Origin of the sequence: Shouchella oshimensis (assembly GCF_004375095.1) — a bacterium.
Taxonomy (GTDB): Bacteria; Bacillota; Bacilli; order Bacillales; family Bacillaceae_D; genus Shouchella; species Shouchella oshimensis.
Genome location: NZ_SNUX01000001.1, coordinates 575,861 through 602,645, shown reverse-complemented (window position 1 = coordinate 602,645; position 26,785 = coordinate 575,861). Strand labels below are relative to the sequence as shown.

General features: G+C 39.5%; 29 protein-coding genes. 19 read left to right on the top strand and 10 right to left on the bottom strand.

Going from position 1 to position 26,785, the window contains the following annotated elements; translation table 11 throughout:
* Nucleotides 1-4: 4 nt before the first annotated feature.
* The 5 genes from E2L03_RS20195 to pepF all read left to right on the top strand — a co-directional run bounded on the left by E2L03_RS20195 (nt 5) and on the right by pepF (nt 4,839).
* A complete protein-coding gene (locus E2L03_RS20195) occupies nt 5-142 on the top strand; it encodes a hypothetical protein (RefSeq protein ID WP_158318532.1) in 138 nt (45 codons plus the stop codon).
* Nucleotides 143-478: 336 nt separating this feature from the next.
* Nucleotides 479-874, top strand: a complete 396-nt coding sequence (gene spxA, locus E2L03_RS03175) for a transcriptional regulator SpxA (protein WP_035397066.1) — start codon at nt 479-481, stop codon at nt 872-874.
* 192 nt (nt 875-1,066) lie between these two features.
* Entirely contained in the window at nt 1,067-1,696 is a 630-nt protein-coding gene (gene mecA / locus E2L03_RS03170; protein ID WP_038481418.1) for an adaptor protein MecA, read from the top strand.
* A 49-nt stretch (nt 1,697-1,745) separates the two neighbouring features.
* A complete protein-coding gene (locus E2L03_RS03165) occupies nt 1,746-2,975 on the top strand; it encodes a competence protein CoiA (protein ID WP_134258557.1) in 1,230 nt (409 codons plus the stop codon).
* Nucleotides 2,976-3,033: 58 nt separating this feature from the next.
* Nucleotides 3,034-4,839 (top strand): oligoendopeptidase F, encoded by a 1,806-nt coding sequence (pepF, locus tag E2L03_RS03160; RefSeq protein ID WP_134258556.1) that lies wholly within the window; start codon nt 3,034-3,036, stop codon nt 4,837-4,839.
* 5 nt (nt 4,840-4,844) lie between these two features.
* Here pepF and E2L03_RS03155 read toward each other — a convergent pair whose 3' ends face one another.
* From E2L03_RS03155 to E2L03_RS03145, 3 genes are all read right to left on the bottom strand, one after another.
* Nucleotides 4,845-5,030 carry a hypothetical protein gene (locus E2L03_RS03155; protein WP_124742292.1) on the bottom strand — a complete coding sequence of 62 codons (186 nt, stop codon included), beginning with the start codon at nt 5,028-5,030 and terminating at the stop codon, nt 4,845-4,847.
* Nucleotides 5,031-5,185: 155 nt separating this feature from the next.
* A complete protein-coding gene (locus E2L03_RS03150; RefSeq protein ID WP_038481406.1) occupies nt 5,186-6,079 on the bottom strand; it encodes a ClpXP adapter SpxH family protein in 894 nt (297 codons plus the stop codon).
* 17 nt (nt 6,080-6,096) lie between these two features.
* Nucleotides 6,097-6,492: a globin domain-containing protein gene (locus tag E2L03_RS03145; protein WP_038481403.1), complete on the bottom strand. Its 396-nt coding sequence runs from the start codon at nt 6,490-6,492 to the stop codon at nt 6,097-6,099.
* A 168-nt stretch (nt 6,493-6,660) separates the two neighbouring features.
* On the opposite strand from E2L03_RS03145, the gene E2L03_RS03140 reads away from it, so the two are divergent.
* Nucleotides 6,661-7,290: a lytic transglycosylase domain-containing protein gene (locus E2L03_RS03140; RefSeq protein WP_236702397.1), complete on the top strand. Its 630-nt coding sequence runs from the start codon at nt 6,661-6,663 to the stop codon at nt 7,288-7,290.
* 51 nt (nt 7,291-7,341) lie between these two features.
* Here the strand turns inward: E2L03_RS03140 and E2L03_RS03135 are convergent, their stop codons facing one another.
* Nucleotides 7,342-7,920, bottom strand: coding sequence for a CYTH domain-containing protein (locus E2L03_RS03135; RefSeq protein ID WP_124742291.1), 579 nt, complete (start codon nt 7,918-7,920; stop codon nt 7,342-7,344).
* Between the two features lie 99 nt (nt 7,921-8,019).
* Between E2L03_RS03135 and E2L03_RS03130 the strand changes: the two genes are divergently transcribed.
* From E2L03_RS03130 to E2L03_RS03100, 7 genes are all read left to right on the top strand, one after another.
* Nucleotides 8,020-8,397: a UPF0738 family protein gene (locus E2L03_RS03130; protein WP_055736330.1), complete on the top strand. Its 378-nt coding sequence runs from the start codon at nt 8,020-8,022 to the stop codon at nt 8,395-8,397.
* A gap of 21 nt (nt 8,398-8,418) precedes the next feature.
* A complete protein-coding gene (locus E2L03_RS03125) occupies nt 8,419-9,042 on the top strand; it encodes a GTP pyrophosphokinase (RefSeq protein ID WP_038481397.1) in 624 nt (207 codons plus the stop codon).
* Nucleotides 9,043-9,058: 16 nt separating this feature from the next.
* Complete coding sequence (locus E2L03_RS03120; protein WP_038481394.1) at nt 9,059-9,859, top strand: NAD kinase; 801 nt, start codon at nt 9,059-9,061, stop codon at nt 9,857-9,859.
* A complete protein-coding gene (locus E2L03_RS03115; protein WP_078440086.1) occupies nt 9,852-10,793 on the top strand; it encodes an RluA family pseudouridine synthase in 942 nt (313 codons plus the stop codon). Before E2L03_RS03120 ends, E2L03_RS03115 begins: the two co-directional genes overlap by 8 nt.
* Nucleotides 10,794-10,847: 54 nt before the next feature.
* Nucleotides 10,848-11,627, top strand: coding sequence for an enoyl-ACP reductase FabI (fabI, locus tag E2L03_RS03110; protein ID WP_038481392.1), 780 nt, complete (start codon nt 10,848-10,850; stop codon nt 11,625-11,627).
* Nucleotides 11,628-11,733: 106 nt separating this feature from the next.
* Entirely contained in the window at nt 11,734-12,060 is a 327-nt protein-coding gene (locus tag E2L03_RS03105) for a DUF1360 domain-containing protein (RefSeq protein WP_038481389.1), read from the top strand.
* A 3-nt stretch (nt 12,061-12,063) separates the two neighbouring features.
* Entirely contained in the window at nt 12,064-13,125 is a 1,062-nt protein-coding gene (locus E2L03_RS03100; RefSeq protein WP_134258555.1) for a glycosyltransferase, read from the top strand.
* On the opposite strand, the gene E2L03_RS03095 is transcribed toward E2L03_RS03100, so the two are convergent.
* The 3 genes from E2L03_RS03095 to E2L03_RS03085 all read right to left on the bottom strand — a co-directional run bounded on the left by E2L03_RS03095 (nt 13,113) and on the right by E2L03_RS03085 (nt 15,621).
* The gene (locus tag E2L03_RS03095; protein WP_038481383.1) at nt 13,113-14,054 is read right to left on the bottom strand and encodes a CgeB family protein; all 942 of its coding nucleotides are present in this window, start codon (nt 14,052-14,054) and stop codon (nt 13,113-13,115) included. The genes E2L03_RS03100 and E2L03_RS03095 overlap by 13 nt on opposite strands.
* A complete protein-coding gene (locus E2L03_RS03090) occupies nt 14,051-14,764 on the bottom strand; it encodes a hypothetical protein (RefSeq protein ID WP_166740173.1) in 714 nt (237 codons plus the stop codon). Before E2L03_RS03090 ends, E2L03_RS03095 begins: the two co-directional genes overlap by 4 nt.
* 155 nt (nt 14,765-14,919) lie before the next feature.
* Nucleotides 14,920-15,621 (bottom strand): BMQ_0737 family morphogenetic spore coat protein, encoded by a 702-nt coding sequence (locus E2L03_RS03085; protein WP_134258554.1) that lies wholly within the window; start codon nt 15,619-15,621, stop codon nt 14,920-14,922.
* Between the two features lie 513 nt (nt 15,622-16,134).
* On the opposite strand from E2L03_RS03085, the gene E2L03_RS03080 reads away from it, so the two are divergent.
* Nucleotides 16,135-17,388 carry a nucleotide sugar dehydrogenase gene (locus E2L03_RS03080; RefSeq protein ID WP_124742290.1) on the top strand — a complete coding sequence of 418 codons (1,254 nt, stop codon included), beginning with the start codon at nt 16,135-16,137 and terminating at the stop codon, nt 17,386-17,388.
* A gap of 9 nt (nt 17,389-17,397) precedes the next feature.
* A complete protein-coding gene (locus E2L03_RS03075) occupies nt 17,398-18,354 on the top strand; it encodes an NAD-dependent epimerase/dehydratase family protein (RefSeq protein ID WP_134258553.1) in 957 nt (318 codons plus the stop codon).
* Here E2L03_RS03075 and E2L03_RS03070 read toward each other — a convergent pair.
* Nucleotides 18,343-18,771, bottom strand: coding sequence for a hypothetical protein (locus tag E2L03_RS03070; RefSeq protein WP_095150448.1), 429 nt, complete (start codon nt 18,769-18,771; stop codon nt 18,343-18,345). The two genes, E2L03_RS03075 and E2L03_RS03070, sit on opposite strands and share 12 nt — an antisense overlap.
* A gap of 88 nt (nt 18,772-18,859) precedes the next feature.
* Between E2L03_RS03070 and E2L03_RS03065 the strand changes: the two genes are divergently transcribed.
* Together E2L03_RS03065 and E2L03_RS03060 are read left to right on the top strand one after the other, a co-directional pair.
* Nucleotides 18,860-20,497 (top strand): glycosyltransferase family 2 protein, encoded by a 1,638-nt coding sequence (locus E2L03_RS03065; RefSeq protein WP_134258552.1) that lies wholly within the window; start codon nt 18,860-18,862, stop codon nt 20,495-20,497.
* A gap of 23 nt (nt 20,498-20,520) precedes the next feature.
* On the top strand, nt 20,521-21,609 hold the full coding sequence (locus E2L03_RS03060; protein WP_134258551.1) for a glycosyltransferase: 1,089 nt from the start codon (nt 20,521-20,523) through the stop codon (nt 21,607-21,609).
* Here E2L03_RS03060 and E2L03_RS03055 read toward each other — a convergent pair.
* Together E2L03_RS03055 and E2L03_RS03050 are read right to left on the bottom strand one after the other, a co-directional pair.
* On the bottom strand, nt 21,583-22,965 hold the full coding sequence (locus E2L03_RS03055) for a glycosyltransferase (RefSeq protein ID WP_134258550.1): 1,383 nt from the start codon (nt 22,963-22,965) through the stop codon (nt 21,583-21,585). The two genes, E2L03_RS03060 and E2L03_RS03055, sit on opposite strands and share 27 nt — an antisense overlap.
* A gap of 80 nt (nt 22,966-23,045) precedes the next feature.
* On the bottom strand, nt 23,046-25,334 hold the full coding sequence (locus E2L03_RS03050; protein WP_134258549.1) for an ATP-dependent helicase: 2,289 nt from the start codon (nt 25,332-25,334) through the stop codon (nt 23,046-23,048).
* A 30-nt stretch (nt 25,335-25,364) separates the two neighbouring features.
* On the opposite strand from E2L03_RS03050, the gene hlpB reads away from it, so the two are divergent.
* A complete protein-coding gene (gene hlpB, locus E2L03_RS03045) occupies nt 25,365-25,709 on the top strand; it encodes an HNH nuclease-like protein HlpB (RefSeq protein WP_084167629.1) in 345 nt (114 codons plus the stop codon).
* 61 nt (nt 25,710-25,770) lie between these two features.
* Nucleotides 25,771-26,769: an ATPase, T2SS/T4P/T4SS family gene (locus E2L03_RS03040; RefSeq protein WP_095150444.1), complete on the top strand. Its 999-nt coding sequence runs from the start codon at nt 25,771-25,773 to the stop codon at nt 26,767-26,769.
* Nucleotides 26,770-26,785 lie beyond the last annotated feature (16 nt).

Here is a 26,785-nt window from a genome sequence, read left to right as displayed (position 1 = left end):
TTGTGTGCAAAAGAAAAAAAAGCAAAAAAATAAAAAGAAACGACGAATTTGGGAAGATTTATTGCGGAAGCGTTTTGGCAAGTTTCGAAAACGTCGTCTAAATGACCACCCGTATCCACAATCGAAAAAATGTAGTGCTTAAAATAGGTAAGCGAGTAACGCTCTTTATATGACAGTTGTCATATAGAGAGCGTTATGTTGTTTTTAGATTAAACTGTAACGATTAGAATTAAAAACCCTCCTACTTTTATGCGTGAAAGCAATAAATAAAAGAAAAAATAGGTTTAAACAAAAACAAATCGGGGTAATTATATAATTAGTTGTAGTCTTTCACATACTTTTTGTTTAATCTTTGTATAAGTTTTACGGTTCAACACTATACAACTATTAGACAAAATTGTATAATAAGAATGTGATTAAGTGAACGAATGCAAATAGAAGTCCAATTGATAATGATGTAAAGGAGAGATTCAATAAGATGGTCACACTACTAACATCCCCTAGTTGTACATCTTGTAGAAAAGCAAAAGCATGGTTAGAAGAGCATGATATTCCATTTGAAGAGCGGAATATTTTTGCAGCACCACTCTCTGTAGAAGAAGTAAAACATGTCGTTCGTATGACTGAAGACGGTACAGATGAGATCATTTCAACACGCTCGAAAGTTTTTCAAGAGCTTGATGTTGAACTGGAATCTTTGCCGCTACAAAAGTTATTTACAATTATTAGTGATAATCCTGGATTATTACGTAGACCGATTATATTTGATGAGAAGCGTCTTCAAGTAGGGTATAATGATGCGGAAATTCGTCGCTTTTTGCCACGAAAAGTTCGTACATTCCAACTTCAAGAAGCACAACGTCTTGTAAATTAATGACCTTCTGTTGGATACAGAAGGTTTTTTTCTTGACTTTCTTCTCTCAATAAGAGAGAATTATAAATCAATAATCTCGCCGAAAGCATGCAGATTCATTTCATTTTTTTCTGATCTATCATACAATAGAAATAGAGGATCTGCTCACTTCTTGAGTGTGACAACCATAATCCGTTAGGAGGGGGAGCGAGAATGGAGATTGAACGCGTAAACGATACAACAATTCGATTTTTTATTACCTATAAAGATATTGAGGAACGTGGTTTCGAGCGTGAAGAGATCTGGTATAATCGTGAACGAGGAGAAGAACTCTTTTATGACATGATGAATGAAGCAAGTGATCGTGATGACTTTGAGCTTGATGGTCCTCTATGGATTCAAGTCCATGCACACGATAAAGGCTTAGAAATTCTCGTGACACGTGGCCAAATTTCTGATGGAAATATGAAGCTCGAGATTCCGGTTAAAGAAGAAGAGATCGAGGAAGAGAACACGGAGCTAGACGAATTAAATAAGCAAGTGGACTCACAATACGATCAACTTGAGATTATTATCGGTTTTAGAGAATTCGAAGATGTTATTTCTCTAAGTCATTCCGTGCAGCCTGAGTTTTTGGCGAATAGCCTATATCATTACGAAGGTCGTTACTATTTGCACATCCACTTTAATAACGATCATTATACAGAAGATGAACAAGACAATTTATTAAGTCGTATGTTAGAGTTTGGCTACGAGTCAGAATTGACGATTCATAGGCTAAAAGAGTACGGAAAAGAAATTGCTGTGACAAATGGATTGAGTATCATAAAGCAAGCGTTTTAAAAAGGAACGTCAACAGACGTTTCTTTTTTTTTGTGATGAAAGGAGGATTATGAAAACGATAACGAGAATATCTTTTATTAAGAAAGAAAGGAGAGGTAGTTTGTATACGGCGAAAAATCAAAAAGGTGTTCTAGTGCACATTCATGATTCGCATTCAAGACAATACTGGGTAAAAAAAAGGCTAGAAGAGGCGTTCTTTTGTCAAAGCTGTAAGCAAGAAGTTGTCTTGCGGCTAGGAGCAAAACGTCGATGGCACTTTGCTCATCGTACATTATCCACATCTAAGGGGAGCTCGACGAATGAATCCCTTCTTCACCAAAAAGGAAAAGAAATCCTCCACGCTTTCTTCTTGCACACCTTCCCAAAAACATCAATGGAACATTACTTACCGCAAACAAAACAACGTCCAGATATTCACGTCCAAACAGCCAAAAAAGGTATTGCAATTGAATATCAATGTTCTACTATAAGTACAGAAGATATGATTACTCGTAACAATGCCTACCGATCGTTAAATATTGTGCCGCTCTGGATACTTGGTGCACAGCGATTAAAGCGAAAACATGCTGCTCAATTTCTACTGCAGGAATTTGAATTTTATGCCATTTATCTATACAACCACAGTCGATACCTCTATTATTTTGACCCCATTCAAAAGGTGTTTTGCTTTCTATCCAATGTGTTCAGTTTACATGGGAATCTTATCCTTGCTAATTGTGATTTTATCAGAATAAATCAACTAACTCCTCAACGCTTATTCTCACCTCCCTGGCGACCTGCAACCTCATTAAATAGTGAATACGTACGATACCGTCAAAAAGCAGCTACACAAATGATGCTCAGTTATCCCTTCCTTCTTCCTTATTACCAACAAATGCGGTTAGATCGCATCCCTTCATTAATTGGATGGACATTACCGGCTCAAGTATATGTGGCAGCGCCTCCTCACGTATGGCAAACCTTCTTCATATTTGATCTTTTAGAACATTTTCCCCTCCAGAAGCCTTTCTCCTTTACGACTATCAACCAACGATTGACTACCTTAGGTAAACACTTTCAATGGGGGCTGCGTGCTCAATGCTCCTACAAAAGGGTTGTTCCAACGTTAGTTGTACAATACTTGGAGCTTCTCATTTCCTTTCGTTATTTGGAAAAACTACCTGATTCACCTCTCGTATGTAAACGAGTCTATTCGGCAAAAGAAACGCCTGATAGTGAAACGATTTTAGTACAAAAATGGTCAGAACAAAATAAAAAAAGAGAGATGTATTTGTCGTGATGCTATTGTTCTAAATACTTGTTATAATGAAAAAACGATACAGAAGGAGGTACGCGGAATGGCAGAAGAAAAAGTAGTAAGACGAGAAGAAGTTCCGGAAGAGTCAACTTGGGACTTGGAATCAATTTATAGTACACCCGAACAATGGGAAGACGCTTGTAGAGAGTTGCGTACACAAGTGGAGGGGTTTCAAAAGTATAAAGGGAAAGTAGTATCTTCAGCAAGCACAGTGTTTCAAGTTTTAGAAGCGTACTATGATTTGGAAGTAGAGGCTACAAAGATCTTAGTCTATGCTCGTCATAGTAGTGATGTTGACACAACAAACTCGGTTTTACAAGAGCGCAGCGAAAAAGGATCACAGCTGTACGTAGATTTCAATGATAAAACGGCTTTTGTGCAACCAGAGATCTTACAAATGAGTGAATCGGAATTAGCGCAGTTTTTACAATCATACAAGCCGTTGCAGAAATACAAGCAGTACATTGCATTCATCCATCATCGAAAAGATCATATTTTGTCGGAGAAAGAAGAAGCGTTACTATCCCGATTACAAGAACCCTTTGCAGCTTCTAGAAAAACCTACTCCCTCCTAACAAATGCAGATATGACGTTTAAGACGGTCAAAGATGAAAAGGGAGAAGACATCACGGTAACACCAGGTAGATTTATAACGCTTATGGCGCAGCCAAATCGATTTATCCGAAAACAAGTATACGAGTCTTACTATGCTTCATATGAGCAATTTAGTCATACAATTGCGTCCATTTTAAGTGGGGAAGTAAAAGCAAAACAGTTTGAAGCGACGATGAGAGGCTATGATTCAGCAAGGGCAGCAGCCCTCGATGAAACGTATATCCCAGAACGTGTGTATGACCAGCTAGTTGAAAAGGTTGAAAAGAACTTGCCTCTTTTACACCGTTATATGCGCCTTAGAAAACGCTTATTAAAGCTAGAAACATTACATATGTACGATTTATACACACCAATTGTACAAGATGTTCAATTACCTTTCACCTATGAAGAGGCAAAAGAAACGATGCTTTCATCCCTTGCACCTCTTGGAGATGAATATGTAGACATAGTCCAAAAAGGGCTTAACGAGCGATGGGTTGATTTATATGAAAATAAAGGGAAAGATAGTGGTGCTTATAGTGGAGGCAGCTATGGAACAAAGCCGTTCATCTTAATGAATTGGCAGGACACGTATACGAGTTTGTCGACTCTTACACATGAGTTTGGTCATAGTGTTCACAGCTATTTTACTCGAGAGAATCAGCCTCCGGTGTATGGTCGTTACACTATTTTTCTAGCAGAAGTAGCATCAACGCTAAATGAGCTGATGCTACACGATTATTTAATGAAAAAGGAAACAACAAAGCAGAAGAGAATCTACCTACTGAATCAATTATTAGATGGGATGAGAACAACTGTTTTTCGTCAAACAATGTTTGCTGAATTTGAGCATTTTCTTCATAAGCATCATGAAAAAGGTCAGGCCATTACAAAAGACGCACTAGCAAAAGCGTATAAAGAGTTAAATGAGAAGTATTATGGGCCTGATGTGATTACAGATGACGCCATCGCCTATGAATGGGCACGAATCCCTCACTTCTTTATGAACTATTATGTGTATCAATATGCAACCGGTTATAGTGCTGCTGTCGCTTTATCAGATGCCATTCACAAAGAAGGAAAGCCTGCAGCTGACCGTTTTATTACGTTTTTACAATCTGGCATGACCGATTTTCCGATTGAGCTTCTGAAAAAAGCTGGTGTTGATATGACATCAAAAGAACCTGTACAGGTAACGATGAAACGATTTGAAGACACGTTGAATGAGCTTGAGGAATTGCTTGCCGAATAATCATCTTAACCCCGTGATCGATAGCCTTTAAACCGGTGTTTCTTTTGATTTGGCCTAAAGAGAAAGTAGCTGGCGCCAAACAATAACGGTGTGGCAATCCAGATGGGAAATAAATGCAACAAACTCATTAAGTATAGCCCAAATGCACCAAACAACAGCAACAAACGAAGGAAGAACATGCTTTTTTTCAATGGATCGACGCTCCTTTGTGAAACGAGAAATAGCAAAAGTTCATAAAGAAATACTTGCATTCTACTTTCATTATACGTTAAGATAGACTTTGCATGTCACATTCTCTTTGCAATATAAAAAAGCTACGTATCTAGTCAAAGATACGTAGCTTTTCTTATGCAATCCATTTCCAAAAAGTTCCATATTTGAACGGGACCGCCTCTACTTTTTGCTGAAGCATTAACGACTTTAATGAACGTTCGACCTCTTCAGGCGATTTATCAAGAACAGTAGCAATTTCTGAGGTTGCTAAAAATCCATAATGACAAAGGAATGCCTCCAAGTTTGGATGGGATGCTCGCTCAGGGGTAAAACCTAACATGTCTTCTAATAGCTGCACATATATGTGATAAGGGTAATGACCAGAAATTTTTATACCGGCTTCTTCAGAGTTGCCGTTAAAAAAAACGAGACTTGGTACAGATTCAACATCCATTTCTGATGTGGTCTGAATATCACATTGCAAGGCTTTTGTAGCAGTCTTAGAATGCAGGTCATCTAAAAAGATATCGACATCAAGTCCAGCTTCTTTAGAACATTGCTTTAAAATAGCTTCATCTGTCACGTTGCATTTTCGTAGAAACAATGCTTCTCGTAGTTTTCTTAGGAAGCGAAGACCAGCATGAGGTCCTTGAAGTTCTGCTGCTTTTACTGCGATATAGGCATTGTATGGATTAATATCCATTTTGTTTAATTCGACTTTACCTGCACAACACATCGTTGGATCCAGTTGTGTTTCTTGTTTGTTTTTCTTTTTTAAAGAGCGATTAAAAGCGTTCCAATACGATAATTTCCCTGCTAAAAGAATTCTTACTTTAAAGTAATGACCATATTCAATTTGAAACTTTTTTATAATCGGTTCAATTGTCCAACAATCATGGCAAAGTGGATCGATGAAGAAATAAATTTCAATCGGCTTTTTTAATGGCAATTGCTCACGTGAATCGGAGATGCCACAAATACCCATTTCTTGATTACACTCTTCAAAGGAATGACGTTTAAGGTTCATGGTACAACTCCTTTCTTTTACCTTGGTGCGGATGCGTGATTCACCATATGATGGGCGGTTAATGTAAGTCGCTGCATCATAAATTCACGAATTTCACCTGATAAATGCACGTCGTCCATCGCTTTTTCCATGCAAGCAAGCCATGCGTCCGCTTGTACAGGACTAATGACAAAAGGCATGTGACGGGCCCTCAGTCGCGGATGACCGTATTCCTCTGTATATGCTTGTGGACCACCAAAAAATTGCGTTAAGAATTTTTTCTGCTTATCTTTTGTTTCTGTTAAATCGTCAGGAAATAAATGAGTTAAATCACTATGGTTTTTTACGTAGCCATAAAAAGCTTCAACGAGAGGATCTAGTGTTGCGTCTCCACCCATTAAAGCATAAGGGCTAGTTTTGTTTTGGTCAGGCACGGTTACCCTCGCTCCTTTTAAATCAATACCATATATCTATTGTAGCAACGTTTATCCAGTTGGGCAAATCATGTGTTTTAGAACGAGTAAAAAGGGTAATCATATTGTCTAATTTTGGAGTTCCCTGTACAATAGAAGAAAATGTTCGTGAAAAGTAGGTGAACAAGATTGACTATTCATTTTTGGCCGCTAGCACAAGGCTATGATCGCATAAATACGAGCACAGTTCCAACCGTAACCACGGATCAAACTGATTTTAGCACGTTTTTGGCGACGGCGATGCAGCAAACATCTTCTGCGCAATCTTCTTCTTTATCGTTACCTTTTTTAATGCCATTATTTAATCAACAGTTAGAGCAGGTGCCTACACAAAGTGCTTCCTCTTCATCGACAAACGGTACTTCTTTTTCTGCAAACGCGCAAGCCTATATGCCTCTCATTGAACGGATTTCGAATGAATATCAAGTAGATCCAAAACTGACAATGGCGATCATCAAGCACGAGTCAAATTTTAATGAAAAAGCGGTAAGTTCTGCTGGCGCGAGTGGATTGATGCAGCTTATGCCTGGAACTGCAAGAGGGCTTGGTGTGACATCTATATTTGATCCGGAACAAAATATTCGAGGCGGCGTCCGTTATATAAAAGACATGCTTAACCGTTACAACGGGAATGTATCTCTGGCGCTAGCTGCCTATAATGCGGGTCCAGGGAACGTTGATAAATACAACGGAATACCGCCATTTAAAGAAACCCAAGCGTATGTACCGAAAGTAATGAATACGTACCAGCAAGCCTAACAACAAGGAACCAAACGTTTCGTGCGCTTGGTTCCTTTTGTTACGTACGATTCAGTTATCGGTGAAGTGCGGAGAGGTTGAAAAGAAGCGAGCAACTTTATTAGCGGCAGGTTTACACGTTATTTGCTGTTGCGTTAACAGTTCTGTTAGTACTTCAACTGCTTGAGTCATCGAGGTACCTTCATATTCAATTTCATAATCTTCTTGATGATTGTACTCACTGTGATCAAGACAAAGCAACCCGTCTTTATATGGATACGTAATTCGGTGTGTGATCAACTGACCATATGGATAAAAAGAGGTCTGATTTGGAAGGAGAGATTGTATAGCTTTTTTTACAGACCCTTCAGGCAATGTCCCTGAACGTAATAAAGCATGATCCGCTTCTTTTAATTGTTGATGGGTTTCCACCATTCCTTCATCTGTTTGTTGTTTTAACGTTAAAACAACTTTTCCTTCTTTCGTTCGAATGCGTAATGCAGCTTTTTCATGTTTTAAATGAAATGAATCTGTATCGAAATACTCGTTCTGCTGAGTAATTGGTTTTTTCTCGCCGAGTACGTATTGGAATTGCTCGTATTCTTCTTTTGTCAGAAGAGATTTTGCTTCATATTCCATTTCTGTTGTCATTATTCACCTCTCCTTTCGTTGCTTACACTCATCATGTGTGTTTTAGCTCTTATTTATGATAAGATATAATCGGAAAAAGAGGCAAGTTGGAGGGGTCATATGGAATATTTACATGTACAATCAATTGAGGTAGGGGACGACGTAACAACGGTCTATTTAGATCAGGAGGTAAGCGATCGTAGTGCCAATGACTTAAAGGATGGCGAGCGGATTTTAGTGGACTCTGATGAATTTGCATTTTTGTATATTATTGAAGATCATACAGGCTTCCATGGTATACGGTTTGATGAACATGTTTGGCCTGATTTGAAGAGAGGTTATGAAAGCGACACAACCTTTTATTTGAAACTGAATGAAAGTACTCGTTTGACATTAGCACAGTTCAATGATGAAATGGCTTTTTTGTTAGAAAATATACAAGGGAATGGAAATTATGGAGAAGCATTTGAACTGGCAGTGAAGTCAGTGTTTGAATAGCGAAAAAGCAGGTGATGAAAAATGGATTGGGATTCTTTCTTAACTCCTTATAAACAAGCGGTAGACGAGTTAAAAGTGAAACTAAAGGGAATTCGCGAGCAATATCAAAAAACATCTCTCCATACACCGATTGAATTTGTTACTGGCCGAGTAAAACCAATTTCTAGCATCTTAAATAAAGCAGAGCGAAAGCAAATCCCTCTTAACCGTTTAGGGGAGATGCAAGATATTGGCGGTGTTCGAATTGTCACCCAATTTGTAGAAGATATTGATAAGGTGATTGATTTAATCCGATCTCGAACGGATTTTGTCATCGTCTCTGAACGTGATTATATAAAAGAAAAGAAACCAAGTGGGTATCGTTCCTACCACATGATGCTCCAGTATCCTGTTCATACGATTAAGGGTAGAGAAAATGTCATTGTCGAATTGCAAATTCGAACAATGTCGATGAACTTTTGGGCAACGATTGAGCACTCATTACGCTATAAATACAGTGGAGAGATCCCTGATGATATTAACATGCGATTGCAACGAGCGTCTGAAGCTGCATTTTGGCTAGATGAGGAAATGTCAATTATACGGGATGAAGTTCAAGAGGCGCAGCGGATCATTACCGCAAAACAACGCCAAAATAGAGGATAGGCAGGAGGCTAATGGCGTGAAGTTCTCAGTTGCTTCGAGGGGGGATAACCTTTCGAATGAATTATGTGAGTCAATGAAAAAAAAGTTACTTAAAGCAGATTTACTTCTTGATCATGAAGAACCGGATATTGTTATTACTGTAGGTGGAGATGGCACATTACTTGAAGCGTTTCATTTATATGCACACCGATTAGAAGAAACTGCTTTTGTAGGTATACATACAGGGCATCTTGGTTTTTATGCAGACTGGGTACCAGAAGAGGCTGACCACCTAGTCACACATATTATTAAAACGCCTTATCAAATTGTTGAGTACCCTTTATTAGAAGTGGTGATACGATATCGAGATGGACGAGCTTCAAGGCGCTACTTAGCGTTAAATGAATCAACGATTAAAAGTTCAGAAGGATCTCTAGTATGTAACGTCGAAATAAAAGGCGAGGTATTTGAAACATTTAGAGGAGACGGCCTCTGTATGTCAACGCCTTCAGGAAGCACAGCATATAATAAAGCGTTAGGTGGTGCTATTTTGCATCCATCCTTAGCATCGATTCAGCTATCTGAAATGGCTTCAATTAACAATCGCGTTTATCGTACGTTAGGTTCCCCACTTGTGTTGCCTCAGCACCATACGTGCTTATTGAAATTGTTAAATGATGTATCTGTTCAAGTAACGATTGATCATTTTAATGTGCCAAATTATGAAGAAAACGTTGACACTGTTCAATGTCGAGTAGCGGAAGAAAAAGTCCGTTTTGCACGCTTTCGTCCGTTTCCGTTTTGGAAGCGAGTGAAGGAGTCGTTCATCAGTGAATAAAAAGGAATTAAACTGGCGCGTTAGTCAAAGTGAGGCAAATCTCTCACTGCGCGCTTTTTTACGTGAAGAAAAGCAGCTCTCCAAACGGTTACTGTCTGCGATAAAATTTCAAGGTGGTGAGATCTATCTGAACGATGAGCCAGTCACCGTTAGAGCAAATGTGAACGAAGGGGATCACGTGCGAATACGTCTTCCTATTGAGCAAGTAAGTTCATCTTTAAAGCCACAGAAAATGGCTCTCACCATTCACTATGAAGATACAGACCTTCTCGTAGTAGAAAAACCGGCTCTGGTGGCAACGATTCCTTCCCATGATCATCCAGATCATACATTAGCGAATGCGGTGTTGAACTATTATCAAGAACAAGACATTGCTGCAACTTTTCATGCGGTTAATCGATTAGATCGTGGAACGAGTGGTTTACTAATGATTGCGAAACATCGCTATGCTCACGATCTTCTTTCTAAAGCACAGCAACAAGGCGAATTAAAGCGCTATTATACAGCATTAGTCACGGGTGTATCGACATTAGAAGGGCTGATAAACGCACCAATAGGTCGCAAAGCCTCAAGCATTATCGAAAGAGAAGTAAGGGCTGATGGCAAGCCAGCTCTTACCTATTACAGACGATTGGCCAGCAATGGGAAAGAAAGCCTCCTTCAGCTTGAATTGCAAACAGGAAGAACACATCAAATACGTGTGCACCTTCAGTCGATTGGCTTGCCCCTTCTAGGAGATGGCTTATATGGTGGTGATCAGCAGTTTTTTACTCATCAAGCGTTGCATTGCTATCAGCTAGCATTTACACAACCTCTAACTGGAGAAAGGTATGTGATAAAAAGTGCCCTCCCTAAAGATTGGAAGAACCGTTGCGCTGATATGACGATAGACGATGCGAATCAAGATTTTTTACCTTCTATGCTAGTTGACTGATAAATAATGTGATAAACTATTAGTACCTGATAATAAAAAATGGAGGATTTACAGATGAAATCAATTGATTTGACTGGACGTACATATGTAGTAATGGGTGTGGCGAATAAGCGAAGCATTGCATGGGCAATTGCGCGATCGCTAGATGAAGCAGGAGCAAAGCTCGTATTTACATACGCAGGGGAACGATTAGAAAAAAATGTAAAGACATTAGCTGAATCCCTTGAAGGAGAGCATCTTGTTCTTCCTTGTGATATTTCAAGTGACGAAGAAATTGATGCAACGTTTAACGACATTAAAGAACAAGTTGGAACCATTTCTGGTGTTGCGCACTGTATTGCTTTCGCCAATAAAGAAGAATTAGAAGGGGAGTATTTAAACGTTACCCGTGATGGCTATCTATTGGCTCAAAATATTAGTGCATATTCATTAACGGCTGTTTGTAAGGCTGCGCGTCCGCTTATGACAGAAGGTGGAAGCGTCATGACGTTAACGTACTTAGGTGGCGAGCGTGTTGTGAAAAATTACAATGTGATGGGCGTAGCGAAAGCGGCACTTGATGCAAGTGTAAAATATTTAGCAAATGATTTAGGAAAAGACGGTATTCGTGTGAATGCTATTTCAGCTGGACCGATTCGTACTCTTGCTGCAAAAGGAATTGGCGGTTTTAATGATGTTTTAAGAGAAATTGAAGAAAAAGCACCATTACGTAAAACGACGACACAGGAAGAGGTTGGAGACACAGCTCTGTTTCTTGCTAGCGATCTATCTCGTGGCATTACAGGGGAAATCATTCACGTAGATGGCGGTTATAGCACACTATCTCTTGTTTAATCTTTAAAGCGACCGAAGTGATTGGTCGCTTTTTTCTTTTACACAAGCCCTGTTTTCATATCTTCTTTTCTTTATTCATATGCATAAAGAAGAGGAGGAGTGGGAAATGACGTGGTTTGAATGGTTGATTTTAATATTAGCAACAGCAAGAATGACAAGACTCTTCGTAACGGACGACATTATGGAATGGTTTCGCAACCCTTTTATTCAGTTAAAAGAAGAAGATGGAACCTTGTACGCCTATCCGAAAGGGAAAGGTGTACGTAAATTTATTGGCTCTTTGCTATCGTGTTATTGGTGCACGAGTGTATGGGTAGCCGTATTCTTTTTTATTGGTTTTTGGTTCCTACCAAGCGTCTTTTTTCCGATTTTCCTTTGTCTCAGCATTGCATATGGAGCTGCTTTCGTTGAGTCCGTCTCAAGAAGGATGTAATTCATGTACACTCTTCTTGTACATCATAACGGTGGCGGGGGCGTCAGTCAGTATATCCAAACACGATTGAATGGCAAGACGATTGAATGCTTTACAACGGCACGCCAGTTCTGGCTTGTATGGAACAATAGAAAAAAGGAGATCTATTCATCCATTTATGCGCTTATGAACCGATTAAAAAAGCTGACCATTAAAAAAATTGAGCTACACCATTTATGGGGGTTTTCACTTGGCGACATGAAGCTACTGTTGCGTACCCTTGATTGTCCATATACCGTCTATCTTCATGATTTTTTTGGGGTTTGTCCAAATGTTTTTTTTATCAATCATAAACAGCGCTATTGTGAGATGGAAAAAGATAGTTCGGTCTGCGAGGGCTGCGTAACAGAAACATCAAACAGGCCTATTTTGATTAAAGCAGGAGGTGCTTCTTTTACAGTCGATAAATGGAGAAATTTTTACTACACCCTCTATAAAGAAGCAGCTGCCATTGTTGCACCAAGCGTCTCTACAAAAGAGATGTATCTAGCCTATTTTCCTGATATACACATTACCGTTACTCCTCACTCACTATCCCATTTGAAACAAAGCGTGATTCGAAAGCATAATCAGCAGAACCATAAGGAACTCAGGCTTGGTTTTCTTGGTAACGTCTTCTTACATAAGGGAGAGGTTGTAGTAGCTCAACTATTAGATCATCTTGAGCAAGCTCCCCTTCCGTTAGCGCTCTATTCTTATGGGGATCTCGCTTTAACATTAAAGCAACGAAGAAAAATAGTAGAGCGTGGCCCTTATAATGGCGACAATTTAGAAGAAATGTTACGAAAAGATCAAATTGATGTAATCTGTATTCCGTCTGTCGTTCCAGAAACCTTTTCCTTTACTACACATGAGGCAATGACGTTAGGTTATCCAGTTCTTACTTTCAATTTAGGTGCACAAGCCGAAGCGGTTAAAACCATGGGGAGAGGGTGGCTCGTAGATGAAATCTCAGGAGTCGCACTTTATGATCAGTTAAAAAAACAATGCTTATCAAAAGAAGAGCTTAATTCTTACGAAGAGTAAGAGTTAAGCTCTTTATAAAGTTGCTGAGCTCGGTGTGAAAACGTATGCTCTGATACCCTTTTATAACTTAAAAGAGCGTACTGATTACGAACGTCATCGTTTTCTACCAGTTCTTGAAGTTGTGTCCGTAAGGTTTCTTGATTTGTAAACGTAGCAATTTCCGCTGCTGAAAAGAAATCTCGAATCCCGCTTCGATATTCACTAAGCTGGCAGGTTGCAGTAGCAGCAATTTCAAATGTACGATTGTTTATACTTTTCGCTTCGATTTCTTTGCTCCCACTTCGATAACTATTTAAAACAATACGCGATTGACGATAGAGGGTGCCTACCTTTTCAGGTGGTAACCAAGTGGCAATGTGGTCGAATTTTGAGGGCAGGTCATCTTTCTGCCAAGGACCGACAACGGCTACCTTTAAAGAAAAGTGCTCTTCAATTTGCTTTAACCACATTATTCGACTTTCATATGGATAGCCGACAAACGCAAGGTCATATTGTGGAGTGTCGTTACCCTTTGCAGGATAAAACGATTGATCATCGTAGCCAAGAGGCACATAGCTGACAGAAATAGGTGTAGAACGTTCCTTGTAAAATGCAGTGGACCCAGATTCAACAGACCACGCTACTGTAGCGAATGTGAGAACATCTAGTGATGAAGTGGTGTGGTAAGGCTCTTCTGTTAACCAAACTGCTAACGGAGGGAGCTTATTTGCATGAAAAAGCGCTTTATCTTTAGCTGAAAAAAAATAACCATTAAATGTGATGATCCAATTGATCTGGTTTTGTCGACAATACCGAACCAACGACTGACTATTACAGGCAATGTATGATTGGGTGTAAACAGTAGCAAATGCCGTTAACCCTTTTTTTAGTGCATGTTCAAAAAAATGATAGACTCCTCCCGAAGGAGATGTAAGTAATAAAACATTCATGATACCGTTAAAGCAATCGTATTTAAAGATGCTTTCCCTTCAGTCAAATCGGCTCCATATACAAAGCCGGTAATTTGTAAAGAAAGGGAAGTGTTTTTTTTAACTGCTGGTATGACCACTTCAAAGTCAGAAAATGTGATAGATGACCGTGCTGGAATAGTGTCAATAGGAGGGCTGAGCCAGAATTGCCCTGTTTGTTTTGCATGCCTATCTGCTTGCTCCTCAACAAATTTCCATGTATCGGTTACGCCTTCACGAGATACTGAGTAGTGCTGTAGATTGTTCTTTGAACGTTCAATTCTACCAGATAAATTTGCGAGCTCGGGTTTATTAAAGCTTAAACAAATGACGGGGTTATTTAAAGCTGATGCTCCACGGTTTTCAATAATCATGTGCCCTTTAATGACGAAGGGCTCCTCTTCATTTGTTTCATATGGAGCCATTATTGCATACGTAAAAAACGAGTCTACTTGAATGTCCTTTTCCTCTAAAGAAGGAGTGATTTCTACTTTTGATGCAGAATCTACTTCCGAAACAGCCGGGTCATTTGCTAATTCCTCTAGACGAAGTGTTAATTCTTCAATGACCGTATCTTGATCATGGATCCGTTTACGTTGATCTGTTAATAATCGATCTTGTTTTACTACCTCAGAACGGTAGTGAAGAATTTTTTGATTCAGTTGAATGATTTTTTTATCTAACGTATTCATTCGTTCTTCCGTCACGTAAACCGCCTCACTTTTTTGATTTCCCTTGGTACAGTCTATGAGACAGTTTCGAAAATAAGAAGAAAAAGCTGTGCATCTACTCTTAGAACGTAAAAAACAGAAAAAAGCCGCACTATACGAGTGCGACCTACGCTTGTTTAGTTAACAGACGTTTTCTTTCCGAACCCTTTACCAGGGAAAACAACTGGGCATTGAGGTGGAAATTTGTTCTCGCTGCAAATGACATCAGATACTGGGAATTCATGTCTTGGCTTACAGTAAGCTGCTTCAATTTCTAAGCGAACATCAGCAAAAACATGAACATCTAAGCAGAATGAGAATGAAATATCGAGTTGGGAGAAGTTTGCATCACAAACAACTTCCGCGTCACACTGACCTGCAGAAATAAATGCATCTACAGATGTGCCTTCAGGAGCACAAAGATAGAACGTTTGAATCGTTGCAAAATCAATTGGATCTGAGGTACAGATTAGGTTCCCAAGCTCATCTAAAAGATCAACCTCAATTAATCCTTTTGCTAATACTTTTACTTTCTCTAAGCAAACTTCTTCACCATTCGGTAATATAACCTCAACTTCTGTGCGGCCAAATGGATTTGTTACTTCGTTTGTTAGAAGAGAATTTTCTAACACACGGCAAACCGTTTGATAATTCGGGAATGCCTGTAGTAAAGCGCATAGCGAGCCTGGTCCCGGTGTTGGACCTGTGCAATCAGGGAAGAGCGTTGAAAGTTCAGGCTCTCTAAAGCTAAGTGTTGGTAAATCAACTTGACGTGTCACCCAATCGAAGACCTTAGGGACACTAATGCAAACATTGTGTTTTTCATGATCGTGACTCATGGAGGGACCTCCTTTTAATTTTAACCGTTAGTAGGCAATTGTTAATACTAACAAAGCAACTAAAGGCGTTCGGACTACTGTATAGTATGACTGTTGTCTAAATATGTGCGCTTATTTTTAAACCTTAAACAAACTTTCTTATCTTTGCATAGAATAGAAGGCGTTCATTTCTATATAAGGAGAGGTTGCAATGCAGTACAAAAAGAATCCTCATGGTTATTTCGTGACAAAGAAACCAGTTGCGAAGCCGGCTACCGATAAAAAACATAATACCGGCTGTTGTGGTAAAAAAAGACCTTAATGAGAAAAACCGTTTGTTTCTATTCTATAGAGATAAACGGTTTTTTGCTTCTTATTTAGGTTGTAAGCTCTCCGTTCACCGGTTTGTTCGTGCTCTTTCATAAAAGTTTTTTTGCTGAAAAAACGGCTTTACTGAACATTTTGCTTTTACGGTGAATAGTGTAACGCATTAGGCAAATGTACAGAAAGACAAATAAGAGAGGTTTGTGTGACATGGAGAAACAGAAGATAGCCATTGTTGGCTTAGGGTATGTTGGGCTACCTTTAGCGATTGAATGTAGTCTGAGAGGGCATCACGTCATTGGAATTGATCATGATCAAGGGAAAGTAGATGACTTACACCAACATCGCTCGTATATAAACGAAATTGAAGATGAAACCATTACGGCATTAATGAACCGCTCCTTTACCGCAACAGTTCGGTGTGAAGAGGCACAACAGGCGACGGTAATTGTATTATGTGTTCCTACACCATTAGCAAGTACGGGAACCCCTAATTTGTGTTATGTACAAACCGCTTTAAAACAATTAGCGCCACATTTGCAACAAGGACAGCTTCTTATATTAGAAAGTTCTACGTTCCCGGGAACAACAGAAGAAATTATCGTTCCTATTATTGAAAGAGAAGGATTTCTTGTTGGAAAAACGTTTTTTGTTGGTTATTCACCAGAGCGAATCGATCCAGGTAATAAACAATTTCATTTAACAGATGTCCCAAAAATAATTAGTGGAATGACTTCTGAATGCTTGCAGAAAGTGAAACGTGTTTATGAAACCGTATTTAAAGAGCTCGTTCCTGTTAGTTCAACAAGAGTGGCAGAGGCAGTAAAAATGTTTGAAAATACTCAGCGGTTTATTAATCTATCGTTTGTTAATGAAATGGCACGGGCCTGTTATGAATTAGATATCGACGTTGAAGAAGTCTTAGTTGCTGCTGATACGAAGCCATATGGGTCTTCCGCGTACCGCCCGGGCCCAGGTATAGGGGGGCATTGTATCCCAGTTGATCCCCTTTATTTTAAATGGAAAGTCAATCAAGCTGGAGCAACAACACGGTTTATTGATTTAGCTAAAGTAGTTAATGATGAACAGCCGGATTATATTATCAAGCGGATTCGCTCCTTGCTTCACTCTGTGGAAGACGCGTCTATCTTATTAATTGGTCTTTCTTACAAAAAGAATATAAGGGATACGAGAGAGTCTAAATCAATTGTAGTGGCGGAGCGGCTTATTCAAGCAGGCGCTCATTTGGCTTACCACGATCCGTTCATACCAGTTTACACTTTATGTGATCAACCGTATCAATCTATTACGATCGCGAAAGACACGTTATCTGCCTTTGATCTAGTTATTTTCCTGACCGATCACGATGATCTTGACTACGACATGATTGTTCAGCATAGTAAATCCATTTTTGATACAAAACAATGTCTGAATGTCGAAGGGCCACATATTCACAAATTATAGGAGGGGCGTATGAACATATTGGTCACAGGAGGACTGGGGTTTATTGGTTCTCATTTAACAGAAAAACTACTTCAGGAAGGACACACAGTATGCGCCATGGACCAAGTGCGAGATGATGATTTAGTAGAGGAATTTGCACGCTCAACACGGTTTTTTTTTATAAATAGCCGGGTAGAAGATGCTGATGTTACTGAGCACTGGGTGAAGTGGGCTGACGTGGTGTTTCATTTGGCTGCTTCACTAAGTGTGCGACGCTGTGTAGAGGAACCAGATGAAATCATCACAGGAAATTTAATACCTGCACAAGTCGTGCTAGAGAAAGCGATCAAATCGAAAACGAAAGTGGTGTTTGCATCAACTTCTGAAGTGTACGGAAAAAGTGAGGACCTACCCTATAGGGAAGATGGAGATCGGTTAGTAGGAGCAACAAGTACTCATCGTTGGTGTTATGCAACAGTTAAAGCGTTAGAGGAGCACATGTTTTTGGCTGCTGGAAAGAAAGGATTGCCGGTAACGATTTTGCGTTACTTTAATGCGTATGGTCCGAGGGCAAAGTCTGGTTTATATGGAGGGGTCATTCCCATTTTTATTTCGGCTGCTTTACGAAATGAGCCCCTTTATGTTCATGGCGATGGAAAGCAAACAAGATGTTTCACATATGTGAAAGATACAGTGGAGGCAACTAGCCGTGCAATAGACGATTATTGTAATGGTGAAGTGATTAACATAGGGTCTTCCAAAGAAATATCGATTTTACAACTTGCACAGTCTATCGTTCAACTTACTAATAGCCAATCAGATATTCAGCTTGTTCCATATGAGAAGGTATATCAAAGTGGCTTTGAAGATATGAAAAAACGTGTACCTTATACAGATAAGATGGAAAAGATACTTCGTCATTTTGCCTCTGTTTCTTTAGTGGATGGGCTAAAAGAAACCATTCATTATTATCGCTTATTTCTTTGATCTCGCTTTTATACTTCGAGTGAACCAACTAGCTTGACTGTTGTCTTCAAGGGAGTCTGGTTGATTAGGTAAATTGGCTTTGCTTGAAAAGAAGACGGATTCATCATGTGATTGAGACGGCTGTTGTTCATCCTTTTGCTCATCCTGTTTCTTTTCTACTGTTGCTGTCGATTCCATGCTTTCCGTTTGACTGCTTGTTTTTTGCGACTGATTCTCGTTCATTGGCGCTTGTTCCTTTAATCGTGAACACTCGTCAAGAAGCTCTTTATTTTCTGCAAGCAATTCATCAATCATGTTGTAGTGATAATCATTTTTATAACGTTCGAGTTCTTTATTTAAGCGGACAATTTCTGATTCTGCATGAATGAGGCGTTGATGAAGCTGTACGGGTGTTAGCCGTGAAGTGGATTGTGTCATTTTACTCAGTCCTCTCAGCTGGCATTTCTACCATCCTATGTACGAAAGAGGCGATTCATGATGCAAAAAAGAGAAAGGGAGAAGGGAAATGCAATATTTTCAACGCAAAAATCAAAACCGTATTAAGAAAAAGTCTTCCCAACAAAAACTGCCAGTGCAGCGGAATCATGAGTATCGATTAGCCGTTATTGTACCGGCTATGAATGAAGAAGATACGTTAGGTGCAGTGCTTGATGAAATTAATCGGCTCAACCCTGATGAACTGATTGTCATTGTTAATGGCTCAAAGGATCAGACGGCTTCTGTTGCCAGTGAAAAAGGGGCTACCGTCATCCAATTTCATTATCCATTAGGGAATGATGTAGGTCGAGCAATTGGGGCAGAAGCAGCAAATGCAGATATTTATTTGTTTACAGATGCAGATATTGTTATAAAGGCGGAGCAATATGTCCCCTTTATCGTGGCAATTGAAAATGGGGAAGATGTGAGTCTCAATTCCATAGATTGGATTACCCATTTCGATAAAGCAGATACGATCTCAGCAGGACGTTACTTTTTAAATCATATTCAAGGAAGAGAAGACCTTCGAGCAGAAAATCTATTAACCATCCCACATGCAATGAGCCATCATGTACTTCAAGAGATAGGCGTTTCCGCACTTGTGAATCCAATGCTTGCCAACAGTATGGCGTTACAAAAAACAAAGAACATAACGGTCCCTTGTACCATTGATGTTTTGAAAATGAATAAACCTCGAAAGAATCATGTAGCACAAGGAAACAGTCAGCTTTCTACTGCGATGCAACGCATGCAAGGGGATACGTTAGAAGCCCTTCATTACATTGTTCATCACGGTGATCTTGATCTTGTAGACACACAAGTAGTGTGGGATGAGCAAGAGCTTGAACAATGTAGAGAGGCGTGGTGGGAAGACCAACCGAAAAAGCCCGTCTCTTTTGTCGTCTATATTGATGATCATTACGACGCTTCACTCATTACGACGATTGCTCAATTACAGCGCAACGAAACGGTAGAAGTTATTCCAGTCGTTGCAGGAGAATGCTCGGTACTATGCTGGCAGTTAGAGCAAATGAAACAACCTTATCTCCGACTCCGACAAATAAAAAAATTGGGACCAGCATTTGAACTGGGTCAGCGACTTTCGAGAGGGGATTATTGTCTCTTTCACCACGGTTTTATCCCTTTGACCATTTACCATGTTGCTCAGTTTGTTGAACAAGCAATTGCTCACCCAAGTGCGCTTATTTACAATGACCAAGAGAAGTTGTTTACGTCACTCGAAGATATGCCGGTATTTTTTTCTGGACAGCGGTTAGTGACCATGTTAAATCAAACAGCAAGTGTAGAGCTAGCGAGCTTACTACTGCCGCCGTTTCTTTTGCCGAAAAATAAGGCAAAACAAATTGGTACACCTGAAACGATGCAAATGGATCTCTTACTTGAAAACATACCAATGGTTGCTGGACCAGCGGTAAATGTACAGCCATTTCTTGATAAATGTGAGGATGAACTAATGCATGATTTGCTTCTTGGCTTTCGTTACTTATTTTCAAAAACTACCGTTCGAGGTGGCTTTAGTGATGAGGGGAGAAGGCGCGAGCTCCTCCCAAATTTAACTGTTGAAAAAAGTGGCCTTAAGATAGACCGATGGGAGCCATCTTTAGCTTATGTGTATACAGGCACATCACAACACGCTGACACATAAAATGGGCTGTGGAGGTGTTTCGGATGATTGAAATCAGTTTATGTTTAATTGTAAAGAATGAAGAGGCTGTGTTAGAGCGCTGTTTAACGAGTGTGAAAGAGGTTGTAGATGAAGTGATTATTCTTGATACAGGTTCTACTGATCGTACGAAAGAGATTGCTGCTTCGTTTACAGATAAAGTGTATGACTTTACTTGGGTAAACCACTTTGCTAAAGCTCGAAACAAAGCGTTCTCTTATGCCACGAAACCATACATTATGTGGCTAGATGCAGATGACATTTTAAAAGAAGAGGATCGTCACAAGCTTAAGGAGTTAAAGTCTACACTGGACGAAAAGGTTGACGCTGTATCAATGGATTATCATTTAGCTTTTGATGGGAATGGTGGCGTTACATCAAGCATAAGACGATTTCGAATTGTAAAGAAAGAACGGGGCTTCGTTTGGCATGGTGCTGTTCATGAATATTTAGAAGTGTTCGGAGAATTGCATCATAGTGATATTGCTGTCACCCATTTATCTGCTGATGATGGTCATGATTTAACGCGCAACCTCGATATATATGAAGGAATGAAAGCATCAGGGCAAGCGTTTACGCCAAGAGACTTGCTGTATTACGCGAATGAGTTAACAGATCATCGTCGGTTTGAAGATGCTGTTGAGTATTATTTGAAGTTCATTAAAACGGATAAAGGGTGGTCAGAAGACCTCATTCGTTCCTGTAACAAATTAGCTGATTGCTATATCAACCTAGGCTTGCCGAAAGTAGCAAAGGATTGGACATTTCGAGCATTAGAATATGGTAAACCAAAACCAGAAACGTGCTGTCGTATTGGTCACTCCTTTATGGAGAAGCAAGCATTTTCAGAGGCTGTATTTTGGTATGAAATGGCGATACGCAATAAAGAAGAGAATGCTTACTTCCAAAATGTCGCATGTGAAACATGGATACCAAATCTTCAATTAGCGGTATGTTACGACAAGCTTGGGTTTACAGAAAAAGCAAATGAGCACAATGAACAGGCAGCAACGTTTCTTCCAAATGACAGTCGAATCGAATACAACCGTTCTTATTTTAAAGAACAACTACAGCTTCTTAAACAAAACGACTGATTGATAGGTTTTGATTAAGTCTGACAAACCATTTAACTCTAAATCAAATTTTTTACCTAGTAAACTAACCTCGTGAAAAAATGTACTTATTTTAGCATCGACAGGAATGTGTGTGGAAAATTGTTGACGGATCGAGAATTGGTCAGTCGGAAACAGTGTGTATAATGTTTGTGGTGTGAAGAAGCGTAAATGAGTGCGATCTAATATACCAGCATCACGATAATCAAATCGACCTGTTAAAAGTGGGACTAATGCTTCAGCATGTGCAATATTTGGGATACTCGCAATAATAGCTCCGTCTTTCTTTAGAAACTTGCTGTATGCTTGAACCGTTTTCCAAGGGTCCTTTAAATGTTCTAAAACGTCGGCAAATAGAAGTACGTCAAAGGATTCTGCTTTCAGTGGCGGGATTGTTTCATCAATGTTGATGGTATAGACTGACTCATAGTAACTACGAGCAATCTGTGCCATCTTTTCATTTCCTTCTACGCCAACGAGTTGACATTGCTGACGATTTAGTAACTGCAGCCCTGTTGCGCCTGCACCGCATCCAATATCTAAAATACGCTTTGCGTCTTGAGGAACAACTTGAACAAGTTCTGGTCTGCCATGCATAAAATAAGAGAGGTCGGTGCCCCATTTTTTTACATAGCGTGCGTAATTTTCTGCGTAAGTTTGATTAAAATTAATTTCTGGGCTACCAGTAAACGTAGCATGACCGTGGTGATGCACATGGGCATCAAGGGCAATCGCTAAACGAGATCCAGATTGAATAGCGCGTAAACAAAAATCATCATCTTCGAAGGAGCCAATGGCAAACTGTTCATCAAATCCACCAATTTGATCAAATACTGCTTTGCGGACAAGTAGACAAAAGCCAACTAGCCGCATGACGTATTTCTTTTGATTATCGTATAGGTCGTGTCTTTTCTTAGCGTACGCATCAATGTCTTCAAGAGAATGATATGGATCTTGAATTAGCTGTTCTCCACTCACGTAGTTGCTAACCGGTCCAACTAAATCAATATGGCGGTCCGAGTCAAGTGTTTGTTGCATACGAGTGAGCCATTGTGAGGTAACAATAGTATCATTGTTTAGAAAGAGTAGCTCGTTTCCTTTTGCTAGGGCGGCACCTTGGTTGCATGCTCCTGCAAATCCTTTATTATGGTCATTTGCAATAAATGTAATTCGTTCTTCTTTTTCTAAATGGCTTTTCGTTTCGTCAGTGGATCCATTATCAATTACGATTATTTCAATCATAGACTGATCAGTGTGCTCAAACAAACTATCTAAGCACAGCTTCGTTAAAGACCACTGATTGTACGTTAATATAATAATGCTAGTTTGTCGCTTCATCTTATTCCCTACCCTTCATTTTTTCTCCTTTATCAATTTATGAGGAGGGAAGGTTGTACTAGTCCAAAGGAAAAAACCGCTCACGATTGTGAGCGGTTTTTTAATACAGGAAGCAGAAAACGAGACGTAAAGCTTCTATTCTCGAAATAATAAAGAGGAGAAGAAAGATAGAGACGTGATTTTGCTCGTGTCATTGCTACATACAACAAGCGGCGTTCTTCTTGTAAAGGTGCTTCATCTCCTTCTTTCAAAGCATCTAAGGCGTAATCGTGAGGAAGAGAACGATCCACACAGCCGATTATAAAGACATGTTCAAACTCTAACCCTTTTGCGCGATGAATTGTTAATAATTGGACACCGGGAGAGCGGGGGCGGTATTTGTGATCTTTTATCTTAACCGTCATACAGTCAATATAATGGAGAAAGGAAGCTACAGTGTCGTGTTGCCTTGCCAATGCTTTTAATTGTCGGAATGAATCGCTTCCTTTGTCGAGCTGATTTCCTTCTTGGGCTTGTTTCTTTAGTGTATCTTTGAAACCAATGTCTTGCTCAATACTTTCAAGCGCTTGAATAGGAGAGAGAGTCGTTAAGTTTTTACATAACCTTGGTAGCTGTTGCAATTTTTTTCTTTGGAACGGTTGGGTACCTGTTAAAAAAGGGAATGCTTCTAATAATGTACAAGCTCGTTTTTGTTTAATAGCGATTAATTCAAGGTGCTTGTCTTGTTTTAAGAATAAAGCTTGTAAAGCATAAGGAGCCGCTTCATCATGATCCTCATAAAGAGCAAGTCTTAAAAAAGCAAGTGCTTTCTGAACAATGGGCTTATCATAAAACGTCCCTGCAGTTTGATCTAACTGAAAGGGAATATCAGCTTCAATGAGACGCTCTGTTAGCGCACGAGCACCAGCGCTAGTGCGAAAAAGAACGGCAATTTGCTCAATAGATTGACCAGTTGCCAAAGTAGAGGTAATCTCTTCAACAATGATGGATGCTTCTTCTTCCTCATTATAGGGATAAAAGATTGTTGGTGTGTTGTCCACCTTTGTAACTTGAGCTCGTAAGGTTTTGGATAATCGTTGTTGGTTTTTTTGTATAACGGTATTGGCGGTCCCAATAATTTCATGAGTTGAACGGTAATTATCTTCTAGCGTCACAATCATTGCTGATGGATAATACGATTGAAACGACTGGATAAAGGATGGATCACTTCCACGAAAGGCATAGATGGATTGGTCGTCATCACCAACGACACAAAGGTTATCGTTCTTTTGAGAAAGCAAACGTACGATTTCAAATTGAAGTAAATTAATATCTTGAAATTCGTCAACAGATAGGTAAGAAAATCGTTCTTGGTATTTTTCTAGTAACGCTGGGTTCTCTTGTAAAAGGGCTAAACAACCTAATAAAATGTCGTCAAAATCATAATAGTGCTGAACCTGCTTTTGTTGTTCGTATTCTTGGTAAAGCGTTTTGACTTTTTCCTCAAAAGCGGTTTTCGTTTTTACCTGTTCAGGAGCGATCATATGATTCTTCCAAAAACTAATTTGTGTCACTGCTGAATCGTATGCAAATTCATTTTCATCAAGTCCAAGTGTCATGCCTATTTGTTTCACAAGATAATGAGGAGATTGAATTAATCGTGAGTGGTGCCATTGCTCGCTTTGATGGTGTTTAAGCATTTGTAAAAACAAGCTATGAAACGTCCGAATAAGCAGTCGTTCACCCATTTCCTTCGTAATACCAGGATAAAGCAGCATTCGTTCTTTCATTTCTTGTGCTGCTTTCGATGTAAAGGTAACAAGAGCTATGCGGTTAAGCGGAATGCCAAGCTCTGTTATCATATACGCAGCTCTTGCTGTTATGACACGTGTTTTTCCGCTACCTGCTCCTGCAAGAATAAGCAAAGGACCGTCTGTTTTTTTTATGCTACGCCACTGCTCTTCATTAAACGAGAGCGATGTACCTTCAAGAGAGCGGCGGTAAGGATCGAACTGACTATTCAATGGTTTCGGCTCCTGAAAGCGATGACGGACCACTAAAGGTTCTGGCTCTTTCCACTTAGTTTCTTTTGTTGGTTCCTTTTCAATCTGACTATTTGTTGGTAAACGAAAGCCTGAAAACTCTCTTGGTTGTGATTGGACTTTCTGAACAGACATCGTTGAATTAGTCTCTGTATAACAAGCTTCATCTATTGGATCAGGGTGAATAAAGCTCGGTTTTTCGTGAATGGATAATGCCATGCGTAAAGGAACTTCACAGTGAATGCAAGTCAGTTTACCTTGCTTACTAGCTAAGTACAGTTTATTCCACTCAGATCGTTCAAGTGTGTTTATAGTAATGGTTTGATTCATATATCGTGCCGTATGCATGAGAGCTCCTTTCAAGCTTTTATCGTACCAATGAAAAGGGTAGACTTCAATATAAAGATAAAGGAGGAGATAAGGGTGATTAAGAAACGCGGCTGCTGTGAATTGTGTGAGCGAGAAAATGTCGCTACAACCATTCACCATTTACTACCAAAGGATGAAGGAGGGACGTTTGCAGAAACAGCGAATCTTTGTATTCCTTGCCATAAACAAATCCATGCGCTTTATACAAATAAAGAACTCGCTTCACGCTTAACAACGATTCTTCATTTAAAACAAGATGAGAAACTAAGAAAGTTCCTAAAGTGGATTCGAAAACAACCAGCAGAAACCATCCCAAAAACAAAAACAGCAAGACATCGAAAAAAAAGAAGGTGAAGCAGGGATTGAAGAAAGAACTGTTGAATAAATAAAGCACTACAGCAGAAAGGAGTTTAGAATGGATATACAGACAAATATGTTTATTAGTGATGCGCTACTTATACAGGCACTAAAAGCAGGAGCGTCGGATGTTCACCTTAGTCCTAGCAACGACGGCTATTACGTCTATTATCGATTAACAGGCAAATTGACATTTGTTCAACGTATTCATATTGAAGAATCTCAAAAACTTTCGAATCATCTTAAATACGTTGTTGGAATGGACATTAGTGAACGACGGCACTCACAGAGTAAGGCATTTGAATACAAATGGAACAAAACGTCTATTGCAATGAGAATTTCAACTCTTCCTACAGCCCCTCTTGAAAGTATCGCCATTCGGATTTTGAACAGCGCGAGCCTCCAACCACTACAAACGCTTTCTCCTTTCAAAAAAGACAAACATTATTTTAAACAGCTATTACATGCGACACCTGGCTTAGTTCTAATAACCGGTTCAACAGGTTCAGGGAAAACCACAACCATCTATTCCATCATCAAGCAACTTATTGAAAAACAACGCTATCGAATTATTTCTGTAGAAGATCCTATTGAACATCGGATCGAAGGCATGACCCAAGTAGAAATTCAGACAAGGGGTGGCCTATCTTTTGAACATGCGTTACGGGCTATTTTAAGGCATGATCCAGATATTATTGTTATTGGTGAGATTCGAGATCCAATAACTGCCGCTATAGCTGTCCAAGCAGCCAATACTGGTCATGTTGTGATTGCTAGCCTTCATGTGACAAATTCATTTTCAACGTTGGAAAGATTAAAGGATTTAGGGATTGAGAGTAGTCTTTCTTGTATCCAAGCGATTCTTTATCAAAAGCTTGTTACACAAAAGGAGGGAGGCAATCGAATCGCTATGTTTGACTGGCTAATAGGAAAGGAGTTAAAGGATGCCATGGATGGAGTGCAGCTTCAAGCTCCGTTTTTAACCGTCACAAAAAAAGCTTGGGCGATAGGTATGATTGATGATGAGACATGCGTTCGTTTAAGTCGGATGAGGTAGCTGATGATAAAAAAAC

What these genes read in the sequence shown, in the direction of transcription:
- spxA (WP_035397066.1), top strand. Translation starts at nt 479, where the DNA reads ATGGTCACACTACTAACATCCCCTAGTTGTACATCTTGTAGAAAAGCA.
- mecA (WP_038481418.1), top strand. Translation starts at nt 1,067, where the DNA reads ATGGAGATTGAACGCGTAAACGATACAACAATTCGATTTTTTATTACC.
- E2L03_RS03165 (WP_134258557.1), top strand. Translation starts at nt 1,746, where the DNA reads ATGAAAACGATAACGAGAATATCTTTTATTAAGAAAGAAAGGAGAGGT.
- pepF (WP_134258556.1), top strand. Translation starts at nt 3,034, where the DNA reads ATGGCAGAAGAAAAAGTAGTAAGACGAGAAGAAGTTCCGGAAGAGTCA.
- E2L03_RS03150 (WP_038481406.1), bottom strand. Translation starts at nt 6,079, where the DNA reads ATGAACCTTAAACGTCATTCCTTTGAAGAGTGTAATCAAGAAATGGGT.
- E2L03_RS03135 (WP_124742291.1), bottom strand. Translation starts at nt 7,920, where the DNA reads ATGACAACAGAAATGGAATATGAAGCAAAATCTCTTCTGACAAAAGAA.
- E2L03_RS03130 (WP_055736330.1), top strand. Translation starts at nt 8,020, where the DNA reads ATGGAATATTTACATGTACAATCAATTGAGGTAGGGGACGACGTAACA.
- E2L03_RS03125 (WP_038481397.1), top strand. Translation starts at nt 8,419, where the DNA reads ATGGATTGGGATTCTTTCTTAACTCCTTATAAACAAGCGGTAGACGAG.
- fabI (WP_038481392.1), top strand. Translation starts at nt 10,848, where the DNA reads ATGAAATCAATTGATTTGACTGGACGTACATATGTAGTAATGGGTGTG.
- E2L03_RS03105 (WP_038481389.1), top strand. Translation starts at nt 11,734, where the DNA reads ATGACGTGGTTTGAATGGTTGATTTTAATATTAGCAACAGCAAGAATG.
- E2L03_RS03100 (WP_134258555.1), top strand. Translation starts at nt 12,064, where the DNA reads ATGTACACTCTTCTTGTACATCATAACGGTGGCGGGGGCGTCAGTCAG.
- E2L03_RS03095 (WP_038481383.1), bottom strand. Translation starts at nt 14,054, where the DNA reads ATGAATGTTTTATTACTTACATCTCCTTCGGGAGGAGTCTATCATTTT.
- E2L03_RS03090 (WP_166740173.1), bottom strand. Translation starts at nt 14,764, where the DNA reads ATGAATACGTTAGATAAAAAAATCATTCAACTGAATCAAAAAATTCTT.
- E2L03_RS03085 (WP_134258554.1), bottom strand. Translation starts at nt 15,621, where the DNA reads ATGAGTCACGATCATGAAAAACACAATGTTTGCATTAGTGTCCCTAAG.
- E2L03_RS03080 (WP_124742290.1), top strand. Translation starts at nt 16,135, where the DNA reads ATGGAGAAACAGAAGATAGCCATTGTTGGCTTAGGGTATGTTGGGCTA.
- E2L03_RS03075 (WP_134258553.1), top strand. Translation starts at nt 17,398, where the DNA reads ATGAACATATTGGTCACAGGAGGACTGGGGTTTATTGGTTCTCATTTA.
- E2L03_RS03070 (WP_095150448.1), bottom strand. Translation starts at nt 18,771, where the DNA reads ATGACACAATCCACTTCACGGCTAACACCCGTACAGCTTCATCAACGC.
- E2L03_RS03065 (WP_134258552.1), top strand. Translation starts at nt 18,860, where the DNA reads ATGCAATATTTTCAACGCAAAAATCAAAACCGTATTAAGAAAAAGTCT.
- E2L03_RS03060 (WP_134258551.1), top strand. Translation starts at nt 20,521, where the DNA reads ATGATTGAAATCAGTTTATGTTTAATTGTAAAGAATGAAGAGGCTGTG.
- E2L03_RS03055 (WP_134258550.1), bottom strand. Translation starts at nt 22,965, where the DNA reads ATGAAGCGACAAACTAGCATTATTATATTAACGTACAATCAGTGGTCT.
- E2L03_RS03050 (WP_134258549.1), bottom strand. Translation starts at nt 25,334, where the DNA reads ATGCATACGGCACGATATATGAATCAAACCATTACTATAAACACACTT.
- hlpB (WP_084167629.1), top strand. Translation starts at nt 25,365, where the DNA reads ATGAAAAGGGTAGACTTCAATATAAAGATAAAGGAGGAGATAAGGGTG.
- E2L03_RS03040 (WP_095150444.1), top strand. Translation starts at nt 25,771, where the DNA reads ATGGATATACAGACAAATATGTTTATTAGTGATGCGCTACTTATACAG.